The following is a 14,863-nucleotide window of genomic DNA, read 5'->3' as shown; positions in this document are numbered from 1 at the left end:
ATGACAATTTCGGATGGCGCAGACCCCGATGCCGACATCAGTCGCTTTGTCCCCAAGAGAAACCTGACACGGCAGATTCAACGTGAGTGGGCCCGATTTTTGCAGCGCAAGACGGGCGCCTCGCTTGAGGGCTGGACATCTTTAGCTTTGGCAAACTCGGGATTGGCGGATCATCTCAACGATATGCCCCGTCACGTCGTCAACCTGCATTGGATTAATTCAGATTTCATCTCGATCGGGGAAATCGGGAGAATTGTTCATCCGGTCGTCTGGACCCTGCATGACATGTGGCCGTTTTGCGGGGCAGAGCACTATAGCGAGGCCGATGCCTGGAAATCCGGATATGCCGAGCAGAACGGCGGGTTTGACCTGAATCGATGGGTCTGGCGTCGGAAACGAAAGCACTGGAAAAGAAAATTCCACATCGTGGTACCCAGCCGATGGATGGGAAATTGCGTGTCAGACAGTGACCTGATGGGCGATTGGCCGGTTCATGTCATACCCAACGCGATCGACTCCGATCTTTGGGCGCCGATGGATCGGGCAGAGGCCCGCGTATTGTTGAAACTGCCACCAGACGTCCCCTTGGTGTTGTTCGGCGCGATGGGCGGAAGCAGTGACCCCAGAAAAGGCTTTGAGCATCTGCGCGCAGCGCTGTTACAACTTCACGCTGAGGGGCACGATCTTCGCTTGCTGATCTTTGGGGGCGATGCGAACGAGGGCGAATTGCCTTTCCCGGTGCATTCGATGGGGGCGGTCTCTGACCCGGCTATGCTGCGGGCGATGTATGCGGCGGCGGATGTGTTCGCGCTGCCGTCCCGCCAGGATAACCTCCCCAACACCGGAGTGGAGGCGCTGTCGTGTGGCACGCCGATTGTAGGTTTCAAGACCGGCGGTCTACCCGATCTGGTGCCTTCGCCTGACATTGGTTATCTGGCGAAACCTTTTGATCCTGGCGATCTGGCGCGGGGGATCGCGAAGGTTCTTGGCCGGCAATCATCGGATGCCGGGGCGCAGCGATCCTTGATGTCGGAGGCCGCGCGCAACCACGCCGTCGCGACCTATGCGCAGCAGGTTGTGGCGAAGAAATATGGCGCTCTTTATCACGAGATCCTGCAAGACGCTTAAAGCGTTAGTTTGCATTGCTTTCATGATCGAGGCGTTGCCGAGCAATCGCCTCATTGGCTTCGCTGCGGTTCTGATCCCGAAGCGACTGTTCCACAAAATTCAGGTGGGCGACGACTGCAGTACGGGCGGCGTCGGGGTTGCGATCTTGGATTGCAACGTTGATGGCGCGGTGCTGGTCCAGCAGGGCATCACGGCTGGTGCGTTGTTCAAAGATGATCTGACGATTGTAGAACACGCCGCTGCGCAGTAGGTCGAACATTGAACGCATCATATGCAGCATGACGACGTTGTGGCTGGCGTCGATTATGGCTTTGTGGAACTGCGCATCCAACTCCGCGTCGTCCTCGGCGTTGCGCCGCGTCGAGGTGGCCATTCGGTCAAAGGTTTTTTGGATAACGGCAAGATCGCTGTCTGTTCCAAGGCGTGCAGCCCGTTCCGCGGCAAGCGCTTCGATATCACGGCGAAAAGACAGGTAGTCGAACACCGCCTCGTCATGTCGCGCAAACAAGTCTGTCAGCGCCGGAGAAAAGGCCGAGCCCAGCACTTCGGCCACAAAGACGCCCGCGCTGGCACGAGTACAGAGCAACCCCTTGGTCTGCAGTTCCGCCACAGCGTCGCGAAGACTCGGGCGGGAAACGCCCAGCCGATCAGAGAGTTCCCGCTCCGAGGGCAAGCGCTCACCGGGCCGCAAAATCCCACGCAGAATCAATTGCTCGATCTGGCGAACGACCGAGGTCGACAGCTTTTCGGTCTCGATTTTCTGAAACGGCATCTGATCGCCCTGTTGATTGGTAAAATAATATGACCAGCGGGCGTTGGGTTTCAACCGGGTTATGAGGCGATCAGGGTGAAGGCGCGAAGAAGACGCGACCTGACCTGCCTGCACGTTGGCACATCGTAAGGGTTCATTTACCTTCATCGACGCACTGTACGGCTATGGTTTGGCTGATGTTGCTCTCGCTGATCTGGCTTGGTGCCTGTAGCACCCCGGGGCCGTATTTTCGCGATATACCCGCGACGCGCGTTACCGTTGCAGGCAGCGTGTTTGACGTGCGTGTTCGCGGGGATATCGCCGAGGCGCTTCGGATCAATCCACAATATGCGCCGCGGCTTGGACCGTTGCCCATGCGCGCGCGTTTCGCGATGGCGCAGATCAGCGGGTGCGATGTCGTCCGGGTGCTCGGCGATCAAGCGCAGATGACAGGTGAACTTTCGTGCGGTGGGCGGGCGCCGGACTGGTTCGGGCTGCCGGAGCGGGCCTCATACAGCTGTGTTCAGCTTTCGTCTTGGTTGGATGATGAACCCGGTGGGCCATACTACGACTATGATTGCGATCCGTACTGAACTCGACGGTCACCTATGGCGCGTTCCAATATATTGTGGATAAACCCGCCGATTTCACCAGATAAAGCGCAAACGCGTTGACTCCGTGGGGGGCAAGGCGTCACATTTGTGACTCAGACAGGAATCAGGACAGGCCCGACCGTGCGCTTTACCAAACTCAGACTGACCGGCTTCAAGAGCTTTGTTGATCCGACCGATCTGATCATTGCAGATGGTCTGACGGGCGTGGTGGGTCCAAATGGTTGTGGCAAGTCAAACCTGCTTGAGGCGTTGCGTTGGGTGATGGGGGAAAACCGGCCCACTGCGATGCGGGGCGGTGGCATGGAGGACGTGATCTTTGCCGGGGCTGCAACCCGGCCCGCGCGTAATTTTGCCGAGGTCTGCCTGCATATCGACAATTCGGATCGGCTGGCACCGGCCGGGTTCAATGACGCCGATACGGTGGATATTATCCGCAGGATCACACGAGATGTGGGCAGCGCCTACAAAGCGAACACCAAGGATGTGCGCGCCCGCGACGTTCAGATGTTGTTCGCGGATGCCTCTACCGGTGCGCATTCCCCGGCGTTGGTGCGGCAGGGGCAAATCGCGGAACTCATCAACGCCAAGCCCAAGGCGCGGCGGCGCATTCTCGAAGAGGCGGCGGGGATTTCGGGCCTCTATCAGCGGCGACACGAGGCAGAGCTGAAGCTTAAGGGGGCGGAAAGCAATCTCTTGCGCGTGGATGACGTGATCGAGCAATTGGCGACCCATCTGGCGCAATTGGCTCGTCAGGCCCGGCAGGCAGCGCGGTATCGTCAGATCGGTGAACAGCTGCGTCAGGCCGAGGGTATGTTGCTATATAGCCGCTGGAGAGAGGCAGATGAGGCGCGTGGGGCCGCAGAAGAGGTCTTGCGCGGACGCACCACCGAGGCGGCACAGGCTGAAGCCGGGGCGCGTCAGGCCAGTAGACTGCGGGCAAAGCTGGAAGAGGCGTTGCCGCCCCTGCGCGAGGAAGAGGCGATCGCGGCGGCGGTCTTGCAACGGTTGCAGGTCCAGCGCGATACGCTCACCGATCAAGAGAACCGCGCCAAGCAGACGATTAGCACGTTGACGGGCCGGATCGAGCAACTGACGCGCGATATCGAGCGCGAGACTGGGTTGAACCGGGACGCGGATGACACGATCGAACGGCTCGACTGGGAGTTGCGCGAACTGACCAAGGCCGGTGAAGGGCACGAAGATCGCCTTGTCGAAGCTGCGGAATTGGCGCAGGAGGCCGCGTCTGTCTTGCAGGCGCGCGAAACCGATCTGGCGCAACAGACCGAAGATGTTGCACGGCTTGCCGCACGCTATCAGTCGGCACAACGTCTGTTGGAGGACAGCCGCAAGACCCAAGCGAAATCCGAGGCCGAAGCCGAAAAGGCACGCGAGGCGATGGCGGCATCGCGTGCGGCGCTGAACACGGCCGGACAGGAGTTGGAGACGGCGACCGCTGCCGAAGAAGCGGCGGTTGAGGCAGCCGCCATGGCCGAGGATGTGCTGAACCAGACTGAAGCAGACCGCGCCGAGGCGCATGAGCGCGAGGCTGATGCGCGGGCAGAGCGGTCTGAAGCTACCGGCGAACTGAACGCCTTGCAGGCCGAGGTCACCGCGCTGAGCAAGCTGTTGGAGCGGGACACCGCCGAGGGCGGTCAGGTTCTCGACCGTCTGCAGGTTGAGCAGGGGTTTGAAAAGGCGCTTGGCGCTGCGCTTGCCGATGAACTGCGAGCACCGGAGGTCGAAGGTGATGGCCCGTCGGGCTGGACGGTTTTGCCGGGGTATTCCGAGACACAGGCGCTGCCTGGCGGGATAACGCCACTCTCCAACCACGTTTCCGTGCCCGATGTCTTGCAGCGCCGGATGGGGCAGATTGGTCTGGTCGCAGCAGATGACGGTCCGCGTCTGCAAGGAGATTTGAAACCCGGACAACGTCTGGTGTCGCTGGATGGTGACCTATGGCGTTGGGATGGTTTTAGGGCTTGGGCCGAGGACGCGCCGAGTGCCGCAGCGCTGCGGTTGCAGCAACTCAACCGATTGGAAGAACTGAAGCAGAGTTTGGTTCAGGCCACGGCACGAGCAGAAGGTGCGGCGCAGGCGCATGAAGCACTGACCAGAACTCTCAGCGATCTGGCCGCCGCAGATCAGAATGCCCGGGTCGCGCGCCGTGATGCCGACCGGGCGGTGACCGATGCCGGTCGCGCGCTGAGCCGGGCCGAAGCTGATCGCAATCTGGCTGAAGGGCGGCTTGAATCGCTGGGTCTTGCGGTGACACGGCACGAAGAAGAGGCCATGGCCGCGCGCACCCAGCTGCGCGAGGCGGAACGGGCCTTGGACGATCTGGGGGATCTGGATGCTGCGCGGATGGCGGCGGACGATATCAAGATGACCGTCGAGGCCAGCCGGATCACGATGATGTCGCGTCGCTCTGCCCATGATGAATTGCGCCGCGAAGGTGACGCGCGCACGCGCCGCAGCCAGGAAGTGACAAAGGAGTTGAGCGGCTGGCGTCATCGCCTTGAGACCGCAGAAAAGCGGATATCGGAACTGGCCGCACGCAAGGACGTGTCAGAGCAGGAACTGGAAGAAGCCAGCGCTGTGCCTGAGGAAATCGCTGCCAGGCGCGACGAGCTTTCCATCGAGATCACCAAGGCCGAGGTCCGGCGGGCTGACGCGGCGGATGCCCTGTCGACAGGCGAAGGCGCACAACGGGATGCGGTGCAGGCCGAACGCGAAGCCGAGCGCGCAGCCTCTGAAGCGCGCGAGGCGCGGGCCCGTGCCGAAGCGCGAATGGAAGCCGCCCGCGAGAGCGTAAGCCATGCCGCCGAGCGGATTGCTGATGATCAACAGCTGACGCCGAGCCAGCTTCTCAACCAATTGGATGTGAACCCGGACGAGATGCCCGATGCCGAAACGCTTGAGGCAGAAGTCAGCCGTCACAAGCGGCAGCGCGATGCATTGGGGGCCGTAAACCTGCGGGCTGAAGAAGACGCCAAGGAGGTGCAGGAAGAGCACGATACCCTGCAGAGCGAAAAGGCGGATCTGGAAGAAGCCATCAGGACGCTGCGCAGCGGTATTGCCAGCCTCAACCGCGAAGGTCGCGAGCGGCTGTTGACGGCGTTTGAGCAGGTAAACAGCAATTTCTCGCTGCTGTTCAAGCACCTGTTCGGTGGTGGCGAGGCCAATCTGGTGATGGTCGAAAGTGACGATCCGCTAGAGGCGGGGCTTGAGATCATGTGCCAGCCGCCGGGCAAAAAGCTCAGCACCCTGTCACTGCTCTCTGGTGGCGAGCAGACGCTTACGGCGATGGCGCTGATCTTTGCGGTGTTTCTTGCCAATCCGGCACCGATCTGTGTTCTGGACGAAGTTGACGCGCCGCTGGACGATGCCAACGTGACGCGATTCTGCGATCTTTTGGACGAGATGTGCCGCCAGACCGACACAAGGTTCCTGATCATCACGCACCACGCTGTGACGATGAGCCGAATGGATCGTTTGTTTGGGGTCACAATGGCCGAGCAAGGCGTGTCGCAGCTGGTATCCGTTGATCTGAAAAAGGCGGAATCCATGGTGGCCTGAGTCATCCGCAAACGCGAAAAGGGGCCCCGCCGGGCCCCTCGTGCAGCGTGGATTTGCCGTCTTTAGCTTTCGTACTCCGGCAATTGCTCCAGTTCCTCGCGGGTTGCCGACACTGTTGTACGGATCTCGCCGGTTTCTTCTGCTTTCTGCAGGCTTACGGTGTCAAAACCCATCCCTACAGGCTTTTCACCGATGCCGAGAAAGCCGCCCACGTCCACGACGAGCGTTTCGATCTGCCCATCATTGTTCAGAACGATTTCGGAGACTTCGCCGATCCATTCGTTCTTGCTGTCATAAACACGGGCACCGTCCAGTTCTTCGGCGGTAACTTTGTTGGCGTCAACGATCGTGTAGCCATCCAGAGGTGCCATCGCGGGCGGTGTGACCATGCCCGGAGTGTCTGTCGCGGTGACTTCCGCGTTGGTTTCGCGGGTCGCATCGCCAGCGGAGTCGATAGCGCTTTCTGTTTTGTCAGCGACCGTATCGGCAGCGTTCTCGGTTGCGTTGACCGCATCTTCGGTGGTGTTTTCGATTGCTTCGGCGGCATCGTTCGCCGTGTTCTCAATCGCATCACCGGTCTGTTCAAGTGCGGTTTCATCCTTTTTCACGGGGTCCGCTGCATAGGCGGGTCCGACAAGTGCCAAGGAAAGAGCTGTGGTTGCAAGCAACTGTTTCATCTCGATTTCTCCTTCGGTTTGGATGTGCCGGACATTGTGTTCCGACATCATCTTCATATGTCAGGACAACGGTCACCCCGCCGCTTCGGTTCCACAATTTGTCAAAAAAGATTCTGATCAGAGGCGCCGCGCCTGATCTGTGCACCGCAATTGCTAGAGGCTGGAGAGCAGTGCGGCGGTGGGCCAGGCGTCGGCTGGCAGACCTAGTCGCGCCTGCTCTGCTTGAACGGCGCGTCGGGTGCGGGCGCCCAGTATGCCATCGATTTTTCCGACGTCATGGCCACGGCCTTGCAGCTTTGTTTGCAGCTCTTTCATCTGCGCACCGGTCAGACCCGGATCGGGATTTCCGGCGTCGTAAATGGTCGCCCCCTCAAGCCGCGTCGCGAAATAGGCGGCTGTCAGGACATAGACAAAACTCTGGTTCCACTCAAAGTAAACGTTGAAATTCGGGTAGGCGATGAATGCCGGTCCTTTGTGGCCCTGTGGCAGGATGATCGACGCCTCAAGATCACCCGCCGCCAGTTCACCCTGTCGCGCGCTGACGCCAAGCGCAGCCCAGTCGGCAACGGTCTTGGTGTGGTCGGTGCCTGTTTGTGACAGGTCGAGCGAGTTGGGAATTACGACCTCTTGCAACCACGGCTCGTCAGCACGCCACCCCAGTGAGGCCAACATGCGCCCGCCCGACAGCAGCGCATCGGGGGCCGAGGTTTTGAGTGTCACATGTCCGTCGCCATCGCCATCAATCCCGTTTTCCAGAATGTCGCTGGGCAGCATCTGGACCATGCCGATTTCACCCGCCCAGGCCCCGGTGGTGCAGGTCGGGCTGAAATCATCCCGCTCGTAGAGTTCCAGTGCCGCAAAAACCTGTGGACGAAACAGATCGGGGCGACGGCAATCATGCGACAGGGTCAGCAATGCATTCAACGTGTTGAAATCGCCTTGCACGGCTCCGTAGTCGGTTTCGAAGGCCCAGAATGCGAGCAGGACGCCGCGCGAGACGCCGTATTCTGTTTCGATCCTGTCGAAGACGGACTTGTATTTGCGGGCGTTGCTGCGCCCTCGGTCGATCCGGTTCTGCGAAATAAGGCGGCGTGAAAAGTCGATGAATGGCTTTTGAAAAACACCCTGGGCGCGATCGGCGCGCAGCACGGCTTGATCCTGACGCGCGGACGCAAAGAAGGCATCGACAATTGTGGGGGCATACCCCGCCTCAACTGCTTCGGCCTTGAGGGCAGCGACAAACGTGGAGAACGACCCGCCACAATTTGCATAAAGCGGACCTGCAGAAAGCAGGAAGATCAGGAGAAACGTAGGAATGCGCATGAACAAGCCCGGGTAAAGTTGAAGGTCTCGTCAACCTATCGGCAGTGCAATCAGCGTTGCAATCGCAATGACAAGGCCAAGCATCAGCGCCCAGACCCGCCAGAGCATTTTTACGGCACTGTCGATGTCACTCGCTCCGATGTCTTTGCGTGCGTCACCATTAACCCATGCGAGTTGTCGAAGTTGACCATCATAGCTGCGTGGACCGGCGAGGGCGAGGTCAAGGGCGCGGGCCATCGCGGCCTCTGGCCAACCGGCATTGGGCGAACGATGCGCGCGAGCGTCCTGCGCGATTGCAGGCCATCGGTGCAATTGACCTGCGAGGAACGCGATCATCAGACCGGTCAGGCGGGCAGGGATCAAGTTCAATACATCATCGAGCCGTGCCGCAGCCCATCCAAAGGCAAGATACTTATCGTTGCGATAGCCGATCATGCTGTCCGCAGTGTTCACCGCCTTATAAACAAGAATACCCGGAAGCCCTCCGATCAGAAACCAGAAGGCGGGCGCGACGACCCCATCGCTGAGATTTTCGGCGGCGCTCTCGATTGCCGAGCGTGCGATTTGCGGCTCGGTCATATCGCGGCAATCACGACTGACGATCATGGCGACGGTCTCGCGTGCATCGGGCAGAGACCGGCGCAGCGCCTTGGCAACCGCCGCGACATGCTGAACCAGCGATTTCTGGGCCAGCAAGATCGCGGCGCAAAGGGTTTCGACAACTGGCCCGCCGAAGGCAAGCAGATGCCCCACGGCAGCGGCCCCAGCAACCAGGATCAGTACCGCAAGCGCACCCTTGATCCGCCGGACTGTGCCGGTGTTCATGGCTTCGTCCAGCCAGCCAACGGCCCGACCCGCAAGCACAGCGGGGTGCGGCAGGCGTGACCACAGCCAGCGGGGCTCGCCTAGCAGGGCGTCAAGAATGAGGGCCAAGGCGAGAAGCAGGGCGTTGGTCACACGGCGTCCTGCAGACGTTGCCATCCATCGGCAAGAGGTAGGCCAAGGCGCAGAAACGTCTTGGAATAGGGAAAAGTCCGTGACCAGATATGTCGTTTAGCCAGTTTGTCCTGCCAAGCCGCCGCGTCATCGACTGTGTAGAGGCGGAACAGATCCGTGCCGCCGGCGATTTCCGCGCCGCGGGCGGTCATGATCTGATCAAGCCGGTTTGCGTCCGTTCGCAGGCGGGCTCTGGTCTGAACGGCCCAATCCACATCGCGCAAGGCCTTTGCGCCGGTACAAAGAGCGGGACCTGAAACCGGCCACGGACCAAGCATGTCGGATAGTCGATTGATGGTTTCGGGTGCTGCAATGGCAAAGCCCAACCTCAATCCGGCCAGACCCCAGAATTTGCCAAAACTCTTCAGCAAGATACAGCCGGGGCGCGTGGTCAAACCCACAAGGCTCGATGCTGGCGTCACATCACAAAAGCTCTCGTCGATCACGGTCAGTTCGGCGTTCGCATCGTTTGACTGCCACATGCGACCATCGGGATTGTTCGGATTGACCAGTACCCGCGCCTCCGCCGGCCCATCTACCTGAACCGTCCAGCCGTTTGCAACAAATGCGGCGGCGTGTTCGTTGTAGGTGGGGGTGGTGATCTGAACGCGTGCGGCCGGTGCCAAGGCAGGTATTCGGGCAATCAGCGCCGAAGCACCGGGTGCAGCCAGAATGGCGGCCTCATCGGGGACAGACCAGAATGTTCGTGCTGCGTCGACAAGTGCGTGTCGCGCCGCTTCGTCCGGGAGAGCCGCCCACACCTGCGCGCCGAAATCCGGAAGTGGATAGGGTTCGGGGTTGATACCGGTCGACAGGTCGATCCATGCGTCTCGATTGCCACCATAGTGTTGAACGGCAGCGTCGATTCGCCCGCCGTGGTCACGGTGGGCAGTATTCGTGTGCGTGGGTGTGCAGAGCATCTAGGGAAACTTCACGTTTTCGGCATGATTTGCGGTTGTTCAAGCGGATTTTCGCCGGAATCGCAAGGATGTTGTCGAAGGGTGAACCACCTCCGTGCACCGTTAAGGTTTTGTTAAGAGAATGGGAAGATCAGTTTAAGCAGGGGTAAGAGGCACGCGTGGAAGGTAGAACTGACAACAGTGCCAGGGTGATTGTATGAAAGTGCTTATTGTAGAAAGCAGGCCAGAATTAGGTCTATTGTGGCGTCGCCATCTTGAAAGACAAGGTGCTGATGTAAGTCTCGTTCACAGTCAGGAGGCAGCGATCATGTCGCTGTCTGCCAATGATTACGAGATCATCGTGCTTGATCTGGTGCTCGACAATGGCAGCGCTCTGGCGGTGGCGGATTTTGCGAGCTATCGGCGTCCGGACACGCAGGTGATCTTTGTCACCAATACAAGCTTTTTCTCGGACGGATCGATCTTTGCGCATTCACCCAACGCCTGCGCCTATGTCCAGAGCGAGACGCCGCCAGAGGATCTGGCGGCGATGGTCGAGCATTACGCCGCGCCACGTTGATCGCGCCCATGTGTTTCTGACCAGTCGATGATCGGATTGATCGGTATGATCCGGTTCGGATTGATGGTTTCGTGGCTATAGTGATAGTGGCGGACGATATGGTCCATGTTGACCGTCTCGGCGACACCGGGCCATTGATAAAGCTCGCGGGTATAGGCCCATAGGTTGGGATAATCGATCAGCCGCGCACGATTGCATTTGAAATGCAGATGATAGACGGAATCAAATCGCAGCAAGGTAGTAAGCAGTCGCCAGTCGGCCTCGGTGATCCGATCGCCCATCAGATAGCGGTGCGTTGAAAGACGATCTTCGAGCCAGTCGAGACTCTCAAAGAGTGGCGCTACTGCTGCGTCGTAGGCCGATTGACTGGTGGCAAAACCGGCCTTGTAGACGCCGTTGTTGACCGTGTCATAAATCCGCGCATTCACATCCTCTATCTCACTGCGCAGGTCTTGGGGCCAGTAATCGTCGGTGTTCCCGGTCAGACCGTCAAAGGCGGAATTGAACATGCGGATGATCTCGGCGCTTTCGTTGGATACGATGGTTTGCTTCTCTCGGTCCCAAAGGACCGGCACCGTCACCCTGCCGGTATAGGTGGGATCAGAGCGGGTGTAGATCTGATGCAGGAAGTCGGAGCCAAAGAGATCGTCGCCGGTTGCGCCATGTTCATCCTTTTCAAAGGTCCAGCCGGTGCCGAGCATGTCCGGATGCACAACCGAAACCGAGATGTGGTCACTCAATTGCTTGATCTGCCGAAAAATCAGCGCCCGATGCGCCCAGGGACAGGCATAGCTGACATAGAGATGATAGCGCCCGGTAACGGCGGCAAACCCACCACGCCCTGACGGCCCGGGCTGACCATCCGGTGTGACCCAATTGCGCATCAATGAACTGGCGCGATCAAAGCTGCCGTCTGATTTGACGGTGTTGATCCGTGCGTCCTGCCAGATGCCGTCTACCAACTGTCCCATGATCTGTCCTCCTTGGTTACCTGACAGACCTAGTGCCGCGACGCTCAGCGGCCAACAGGCGGTTACGCGCAGTGGCTCTGCAGGGCTGCACATCGGACGGATGCTGCGGAGCCATTTCGCAACACCCTCGGTTGGGAAGCTTTAGGTCGTTCAAAAAAGGACTTGAATTAATTCCGTGACAGGGCAGGGTCGGTTTGCAGCCTGGGGAGGTCAAGAACGTGTCGACTTTTGTTTCTGATGATGTTCGTTTGCAGTTGAGTGCGGCCCGTCTTGCGGGGCTGAAAAAGGTAAGCCGCATGCGGGTGCAGGTTGGCGACCACTATTACCCTGTTCTAAGGCAGTGGCGCGACGGGTTCTCGGTCGAAGAGGCAACCGCGCCGTTGCTGCGCGGGCTTGTTGATCTATATGATGGCGGTCGGCACGTGTGTCAGTGCCTGATCATCGCATCTGAATCCGAAGCCGGTGAACGGCGATATGAATTCAAGCGCAACACGACCGCCGCCGACAAGGCGCCACTGGATCACTATCGTGAACCGGACGCCCCGATCGGCTTGCTGCCCCGCGACTGATTATTGCAGATCAGAGAACGCCTCGCGCAGACGAGTGCAGGCGTCCTCGACACGAGATCGCTGTGTCGCCAGATTGAAGCGCTGGAATTGCGATCCTCCGGTGCCGAAACCTGCTCCGGGTGAGGTGGCGATCCGGGCGTCCTGACGCAGGCGTTTTTCAATTTCCGCGTCATTCATTCCGGTCCCGGAAAAATCGATCCAGGCAAGATAGGTCGCCTGAAGCGGCATCGACCAAAGCCCCGGAATCGATGCGATGGTGTCGTCAAACAGCCGCCGGTTTTCATCCAGGTGCCACATTTGGGCATCGACCCAATCGGCGCCTTCGGGGGAATAGGCTGCCTCAATCATCTTCAATCCCAAGGCGCTCGGGCTATAGTCCAGCGTGTTGAGCCGTTTGCGCATCGCGGCACGCAGGTCCGTGTCGGGGATGATCATGTTGCCGGTCCGCTGACCCGCTATGTTGAATGTCTTGGATGCGGCCGTCAGGTACACCGTGTTGGCACGGGTGCCGGGGCTGGCGACATCCATCGGTATGAATGTGTTACCTGCATAGACCAGATCGTGATGGATCTCGTCACACACCACAATCAGACCGTTGCGTTCGGCGAAATCTGCTACCGCGCGCAATTCGTCGCCGGTCCAGATGCGTCCCGACGGATTTTGCGGAGAGCACCAGATCAGCAGCTTTTCGTTCCCTTTCAGCCGGCTCTGAGCGTCGTCGAGGTCAAGCACATAGGTATCGCCGTCGCGGGCCAGCGGGCACTCGACGACCTCGCGACCGGTCTTTCTGATTTTGGCGGCGAACTCGTGATACACCGGCGGAAAGATAACCGCGCCGTCACCCGGCTCGCTCCAGACGTCAAGGCACAGGGCGATCGCATTGCCCAGACCCTGAGTCGTGAAAATCCAATCGGTTTCGATTGCCCAGTCATGACGGTTCTTCATCCACCACTGGACGGCGGCCAGATACTCTGGATATTCCCAGCAATAGCCAAAGATACCAAGGTCAGCTGCCTGACGAACGGCCTCGATCACACAGGGCGCGGTGGGATAGTCGGAATCGGCGGTCCACATGGCCAGACCATCACCGGCCGAGACGCCAAATAGCGTCTCCATCTTGTCCCACTTGCTGCTATGGGTCCCGCGGCGGTCGATCGGGGCGTTGAAAGTCATGCGGCTCTCCTGTTTTTTCGCGCAAGCTACCGCGTTTCAGAGTGGGTGCAAGGGGCGTTGCGATGTGCCGGGCAATCACCTAAATGAAACGGCATGAAAAGGCCCATACTTATCCATCCCGACCCGCGCCTGAAAAAGGTCTGTTCCCCGGTTGAGGACATCACCGGCGAGCTGAGCAAGCTGGCAGACGACATGCTGGAAACCATGTATGACGCGCCGGGCATCGGCCTTGCCGCGCCGCAGGTCGGCGTGTTGCATCGACTGATCGTGCTGGATTGCGTCAAGGAAGAGGGCGCGGCCCCATGCCCCACTGTGATGTTCAACCCTGAAATCGTTGCGTCATCTGAAGAGACGGGCGTTTACGAAGAGGGCTGTCTGTCAATTCCGGACCAATATGCCGAAGTGACCCGACCCGCCGAGGTCGAAGTCGCGTGGATTGACCAAGAGGGGAATCCGCAGAAGCAGAGTTTTGACAAGCTCTGGGCGACCTGTGTGCAGCACGAGATCGACCATCTGAACGGCAAGCTGTTCATCGATTATCTGAAACCGCTCAAGCGGCAGATGATCACACGCAAGATGCAAAAGCTGAAACGCGAACGGGCGCGCGACTGATATGGGCATTCTGCCGATCCTGCGCTGGCCCGATACACGGCTGGAAACGGTGTGCGACCCGGTGGAACCGGACGAGGATATCGGCAGGCTGATCATCGACATGTTCGAAACGATGTATGACGCGCCCGGTCGTGGGTTGGCGGCCCCGCAGCTCGGCGTGATGAAACGCCTGTTTGTCATTGACGTCACCTGGAAAGAGGCGCAGCCCAGTCCGGTGGTTTTTGTGAATCCCAAAATTGTCGAAGCGTCGGAAAGTCGTTCCGATGCAGAGGAGGCCTGTCTGTCCATCCCCGGTGTTACCACGATCATCACCCGGCCCGACTGGGTCATCATGGAATGGACGGATGCGCGGGGAGAGGCGCAGAGGCAGCGGTTGGATGGAGCGTGTGCGCGCTGTGCACAGCATGAGCTGGATCATTTGAACGGAATTGTGACCTTTGACCGTCTGGATGCACCTGCACGCCACGCGGCTGAGGCCCAATATGCGGTGCAGCCATGACCGCGCGACGCTGTATTCCCTGGCCGGACAAGCGACTGCGCGCTGTGGCGTCCGAGGTCGATGAGGTCACCGACGAGATTCGTGCAATCTGGGACGACATGATCGACACGATGGAGGCGATGCCCGGCGTTGGTCTCGCGGCACCACAGATCGGTTTGATGTTGCGTCTGGCGGTTGTGGATGGCTCGTCTGAGCGGGGCAAGGCAGTGCGGCTTGCGAACCCGGAGATCCTGCATGCCTCGGTCGAATTGCGCGAGCATGAGGAAGCCAGCCCAAATCTGCCGGGCATGTCCGCCAAGATCAAACGCCCACGCGCCCTCACGGTGCGCTATCTGGATGAAACCGGGGTGATCACCCGGCGCGATTTTGTGGGGATCGAGGCGACCAGTGTGCAGCATCAGATCGACCACCTAAATGGGCGTCTGTATTTTGACCGTCTGTCCAAAGTGAAGCGCGACATGCTCTTGCGCAAGGCCAAGAAACTCGCGGGTTAAT

The 14,863-nt window shown here is 59.5% G+C and carries 15 protein-coding genes; 8 read left to right on the top strand and 7 right to left on the bottom strand.

Annotation, left to right across the window (positions count from 1 at the left end):
* Complete coding sequence (locus ABJO75_RS03970) at nt 1-1,128, top strand: glycosyltransferase (protein ID WP_348131386.1); 1,128 nt, start codon at nt 1-3, stop codon at nt 1,126-1,128.
* A 4-nt stretch (nt 1,129-1,132) separates the two neighbouring features.
* Here ABJO75_RS03970 and ABJO75_RS03965 read toward each other — a convergent pair whose 3' ends face one another.
* On the bottom strand, nt 1,133-1,900 hold the full coding sequence (locus tag ABJO75_RS03965; protein WP_348131383.1) for an FCD domain-containing protein: 768 nt from the start codon (nt 1,898-1,900) through the stop codon (nt 1,133-1,135).
* A 176-nt stretch (nt 1,901-2,076) separates the two neighbouring features.
* Here ABJO75_RS03965 and ABJO75_RS03960 point away from each other — a divergent pair, with 176 nt between their 5' ends.
* Nucleotides 2,077-2,472: a hypothetical protein gene (locus ABJO75_RS03960; RefSeq protein ID WP_348131380.1), complete on the top strand. Its 396-nt coding sequence runs from the start codon at nt 2,077-2,079 to the stop codon at nt 2,470-2,472.
* 141 nt (nt 2,473-2,613) lie between these two features.
* Nucleotides 2,614-6,069 (top strand): chromosome segregation protein SMC, encoded by a 3,456-nt coding sequence (gene smc, locus ABJO75_RS03955; protein ID WP_348131914.1) that lies wholly within the window; start codon nt 2,614-2,616, stop codon nt 6,067-6,069.
* Between the two features lie 62 nt (nt 6,070-6,131).
* On the opposite strand, the gene ABJO75_RS03950 is transcribed toward smc, so the two are convergent.
* The 4 genes from ABJO75_RS03950 to ABJO75_RS03935 form a co-directional block, all read right to left on the bottom strand.
* The gene (locus tag ABJO75_RS03950) at nt 6,132-6,746 is read right to left on the bottom strand and encodes a PRC-barrel domain-containing protein (RefSeq protein ID WP_348131377.1); all 615 of its coding nucleotides are present in this window, start codon (nt 6,744-6,746) and stop codon (nt 6,132-6,134) included.
* Nucleotides 6,747-6,899: 153 nt separating this feature from the next.
* Nucleotides 6,900-8,069: a lytic murein transglycosylase gene (locus ABJO75_RS03945; protein WP_348131374.1), complete on the bottom strand. Its 1,170-nt coding sequence runs from the start codon at nt 8,067-8,069 to the stop codon at nt 6,900-6,902.
* Nucleotides 8,070-8,099: 30 nt separating this feature from the next.
* Complete coding sequence (gene cbiB, locus ABJO75_RS03940) at nt 8,100-9,026, bottom strand: adenosylcobinamide-phosphate synthase CbiB (protein WP_348131371.1); 927 nt, start codon at nt 9,024-9,026, stop codon at nt 8,100-8,102.
* The gene (locus ABJO75_RS03935) at nt 9,023-9,985 is read right to left on the bottom strand and encodes a threonine-phosphate decarboxylase (RefSeq protein ID WP_348131369.1); all 963 of its coding nucleotides are present in this window, start codon (nt 9,983-9,985) and stop codon (nt 9,023-9,025) included. The genes cbiB and ABJO75_RS03935 overlap by 4 nt, the downstream gene beginning before the upstream one ends.
* A 196-nt stretch (nt 9,986-10,181) precedes the next feature.
* Here ABJO75_RS03935 and ABJO75_RS03930 point away from each other — a divergent pair, with 196 nt between their 5' ends.
* Complete coding sequence (locus ABJO75_RS03930; RefSeq protein WP_348131366.1) at nt 10,182-10,544, top strand: response regulator; 363 nt, start codon at nt 10,182-10,184, stop codon at nt 10,542-10,544.
* On the opposite strand, the gene ABJO75_RS03925 is transcribed toward ABJO75_RS03930, so the two are convergent.
* Entirely contained in the window at nt 10,526-11,515 is a 990-nt protein-coding gene (locus tag ABJO75_RS03925) for a glutathione S-transferase family protein (RefSeq protein WP_348131363.1), read from the bottom strand. The genes ABJO75_RS03930 and ABJO75_RS03925 overlap by 19 nt on opposite strands.
* A 218-nt stretch (nt 11,516-11,733) precedes the next feature.
* Between ABJO75_RS03925 and ABJO75_RS03920 the strand changes: the two genes are divergently transcribed.
* On the top strand, nt 11,734-12,084 hold the full coding sequence (locus ABJO75_RS03920; protein WP_348131360.1) for a hypothetical protein: 351 nt from the start codon (nt 11,734-11,736) through the stop codon (nt 12,082-12,084).
* Here ABJO75_RS03920 and ABJO75_RS03915 read toward each other — a convergent pair whose 3' ends face one another.
* Entirely contained in the window at nt 12,085-13,257 is a 1,173-nt protein-coding gene (locus ABJO75_RS03915; RefSeq protein ID WP_348131357.1) for a PatB family C-S lyase, read from the bottom strand. It lies immediately after the preceding gene.
* Between the two features lie 93 nt (nt 13,258-13,350).
* On the opposite strand from ABJO75_RS03915, the gene def (ABJO75_RS03910) reads away from it, so the two are divergent.
* Genes def (ABJO75_RS03910) through def (ABJO75_RS03900) form a run of 3 tightly spaced genes read left to right on the top strand, consistent with a single transcriptional unit; the run spans nt 13,351 to nt 14,862 of the window.
* Entirely contained in the window at nt 13,351-13,869 is a 519-nt protein-coding gene (gene def, locus ABJO75_RS03910; protein WP_348131354.1) for a peptide deformylase, read from the top strand.
* A 1-nt stretch (nt 13,870) separates the two neighbouring features.
* Nucleotides 13,871-14,368 carry a peptide deformylase gene (def, locus tag ABJO75_RS03905; RefSeq protein WP_348131351.1) on the top strand — a complete coding sequence of 166 codons (498 nt, stop codon included), beginning with the start codon at nt 13,871-13,873 and terminating at the stop codon, nt 14,366-14,368.
* Nucleotides 14,365-14,862 (top strand): peptide deformylase, encoded by a 498-nt coding sequence (def, locus tag ABJO75_RS03900; RefSeq protein ID WP_348131348.1) that lies wholly within the window; start codon nt 14,365-14,367, stop codon nt 14,860-14,862. The genes def (ABJO75_RS03905) and def (ABJO75_RS03900) overlap by 4 nt, the downstream gene beginning before the upstream one ends.
* Nucleotide 14,863: the final 1 nt, after the last annotated feature.

The organism is Sedimentitalea sp., from assembly GCF_039973035.1.
Lineage (GTDB): Bacteria > Pseudomonadota > Alphaproteobacteria > Rhodobacterales > Rhodobacteraceae > Sedimentitalea.
This window is presented reverse-complemented; position numbering and strand designations above follow the sequence as displayed.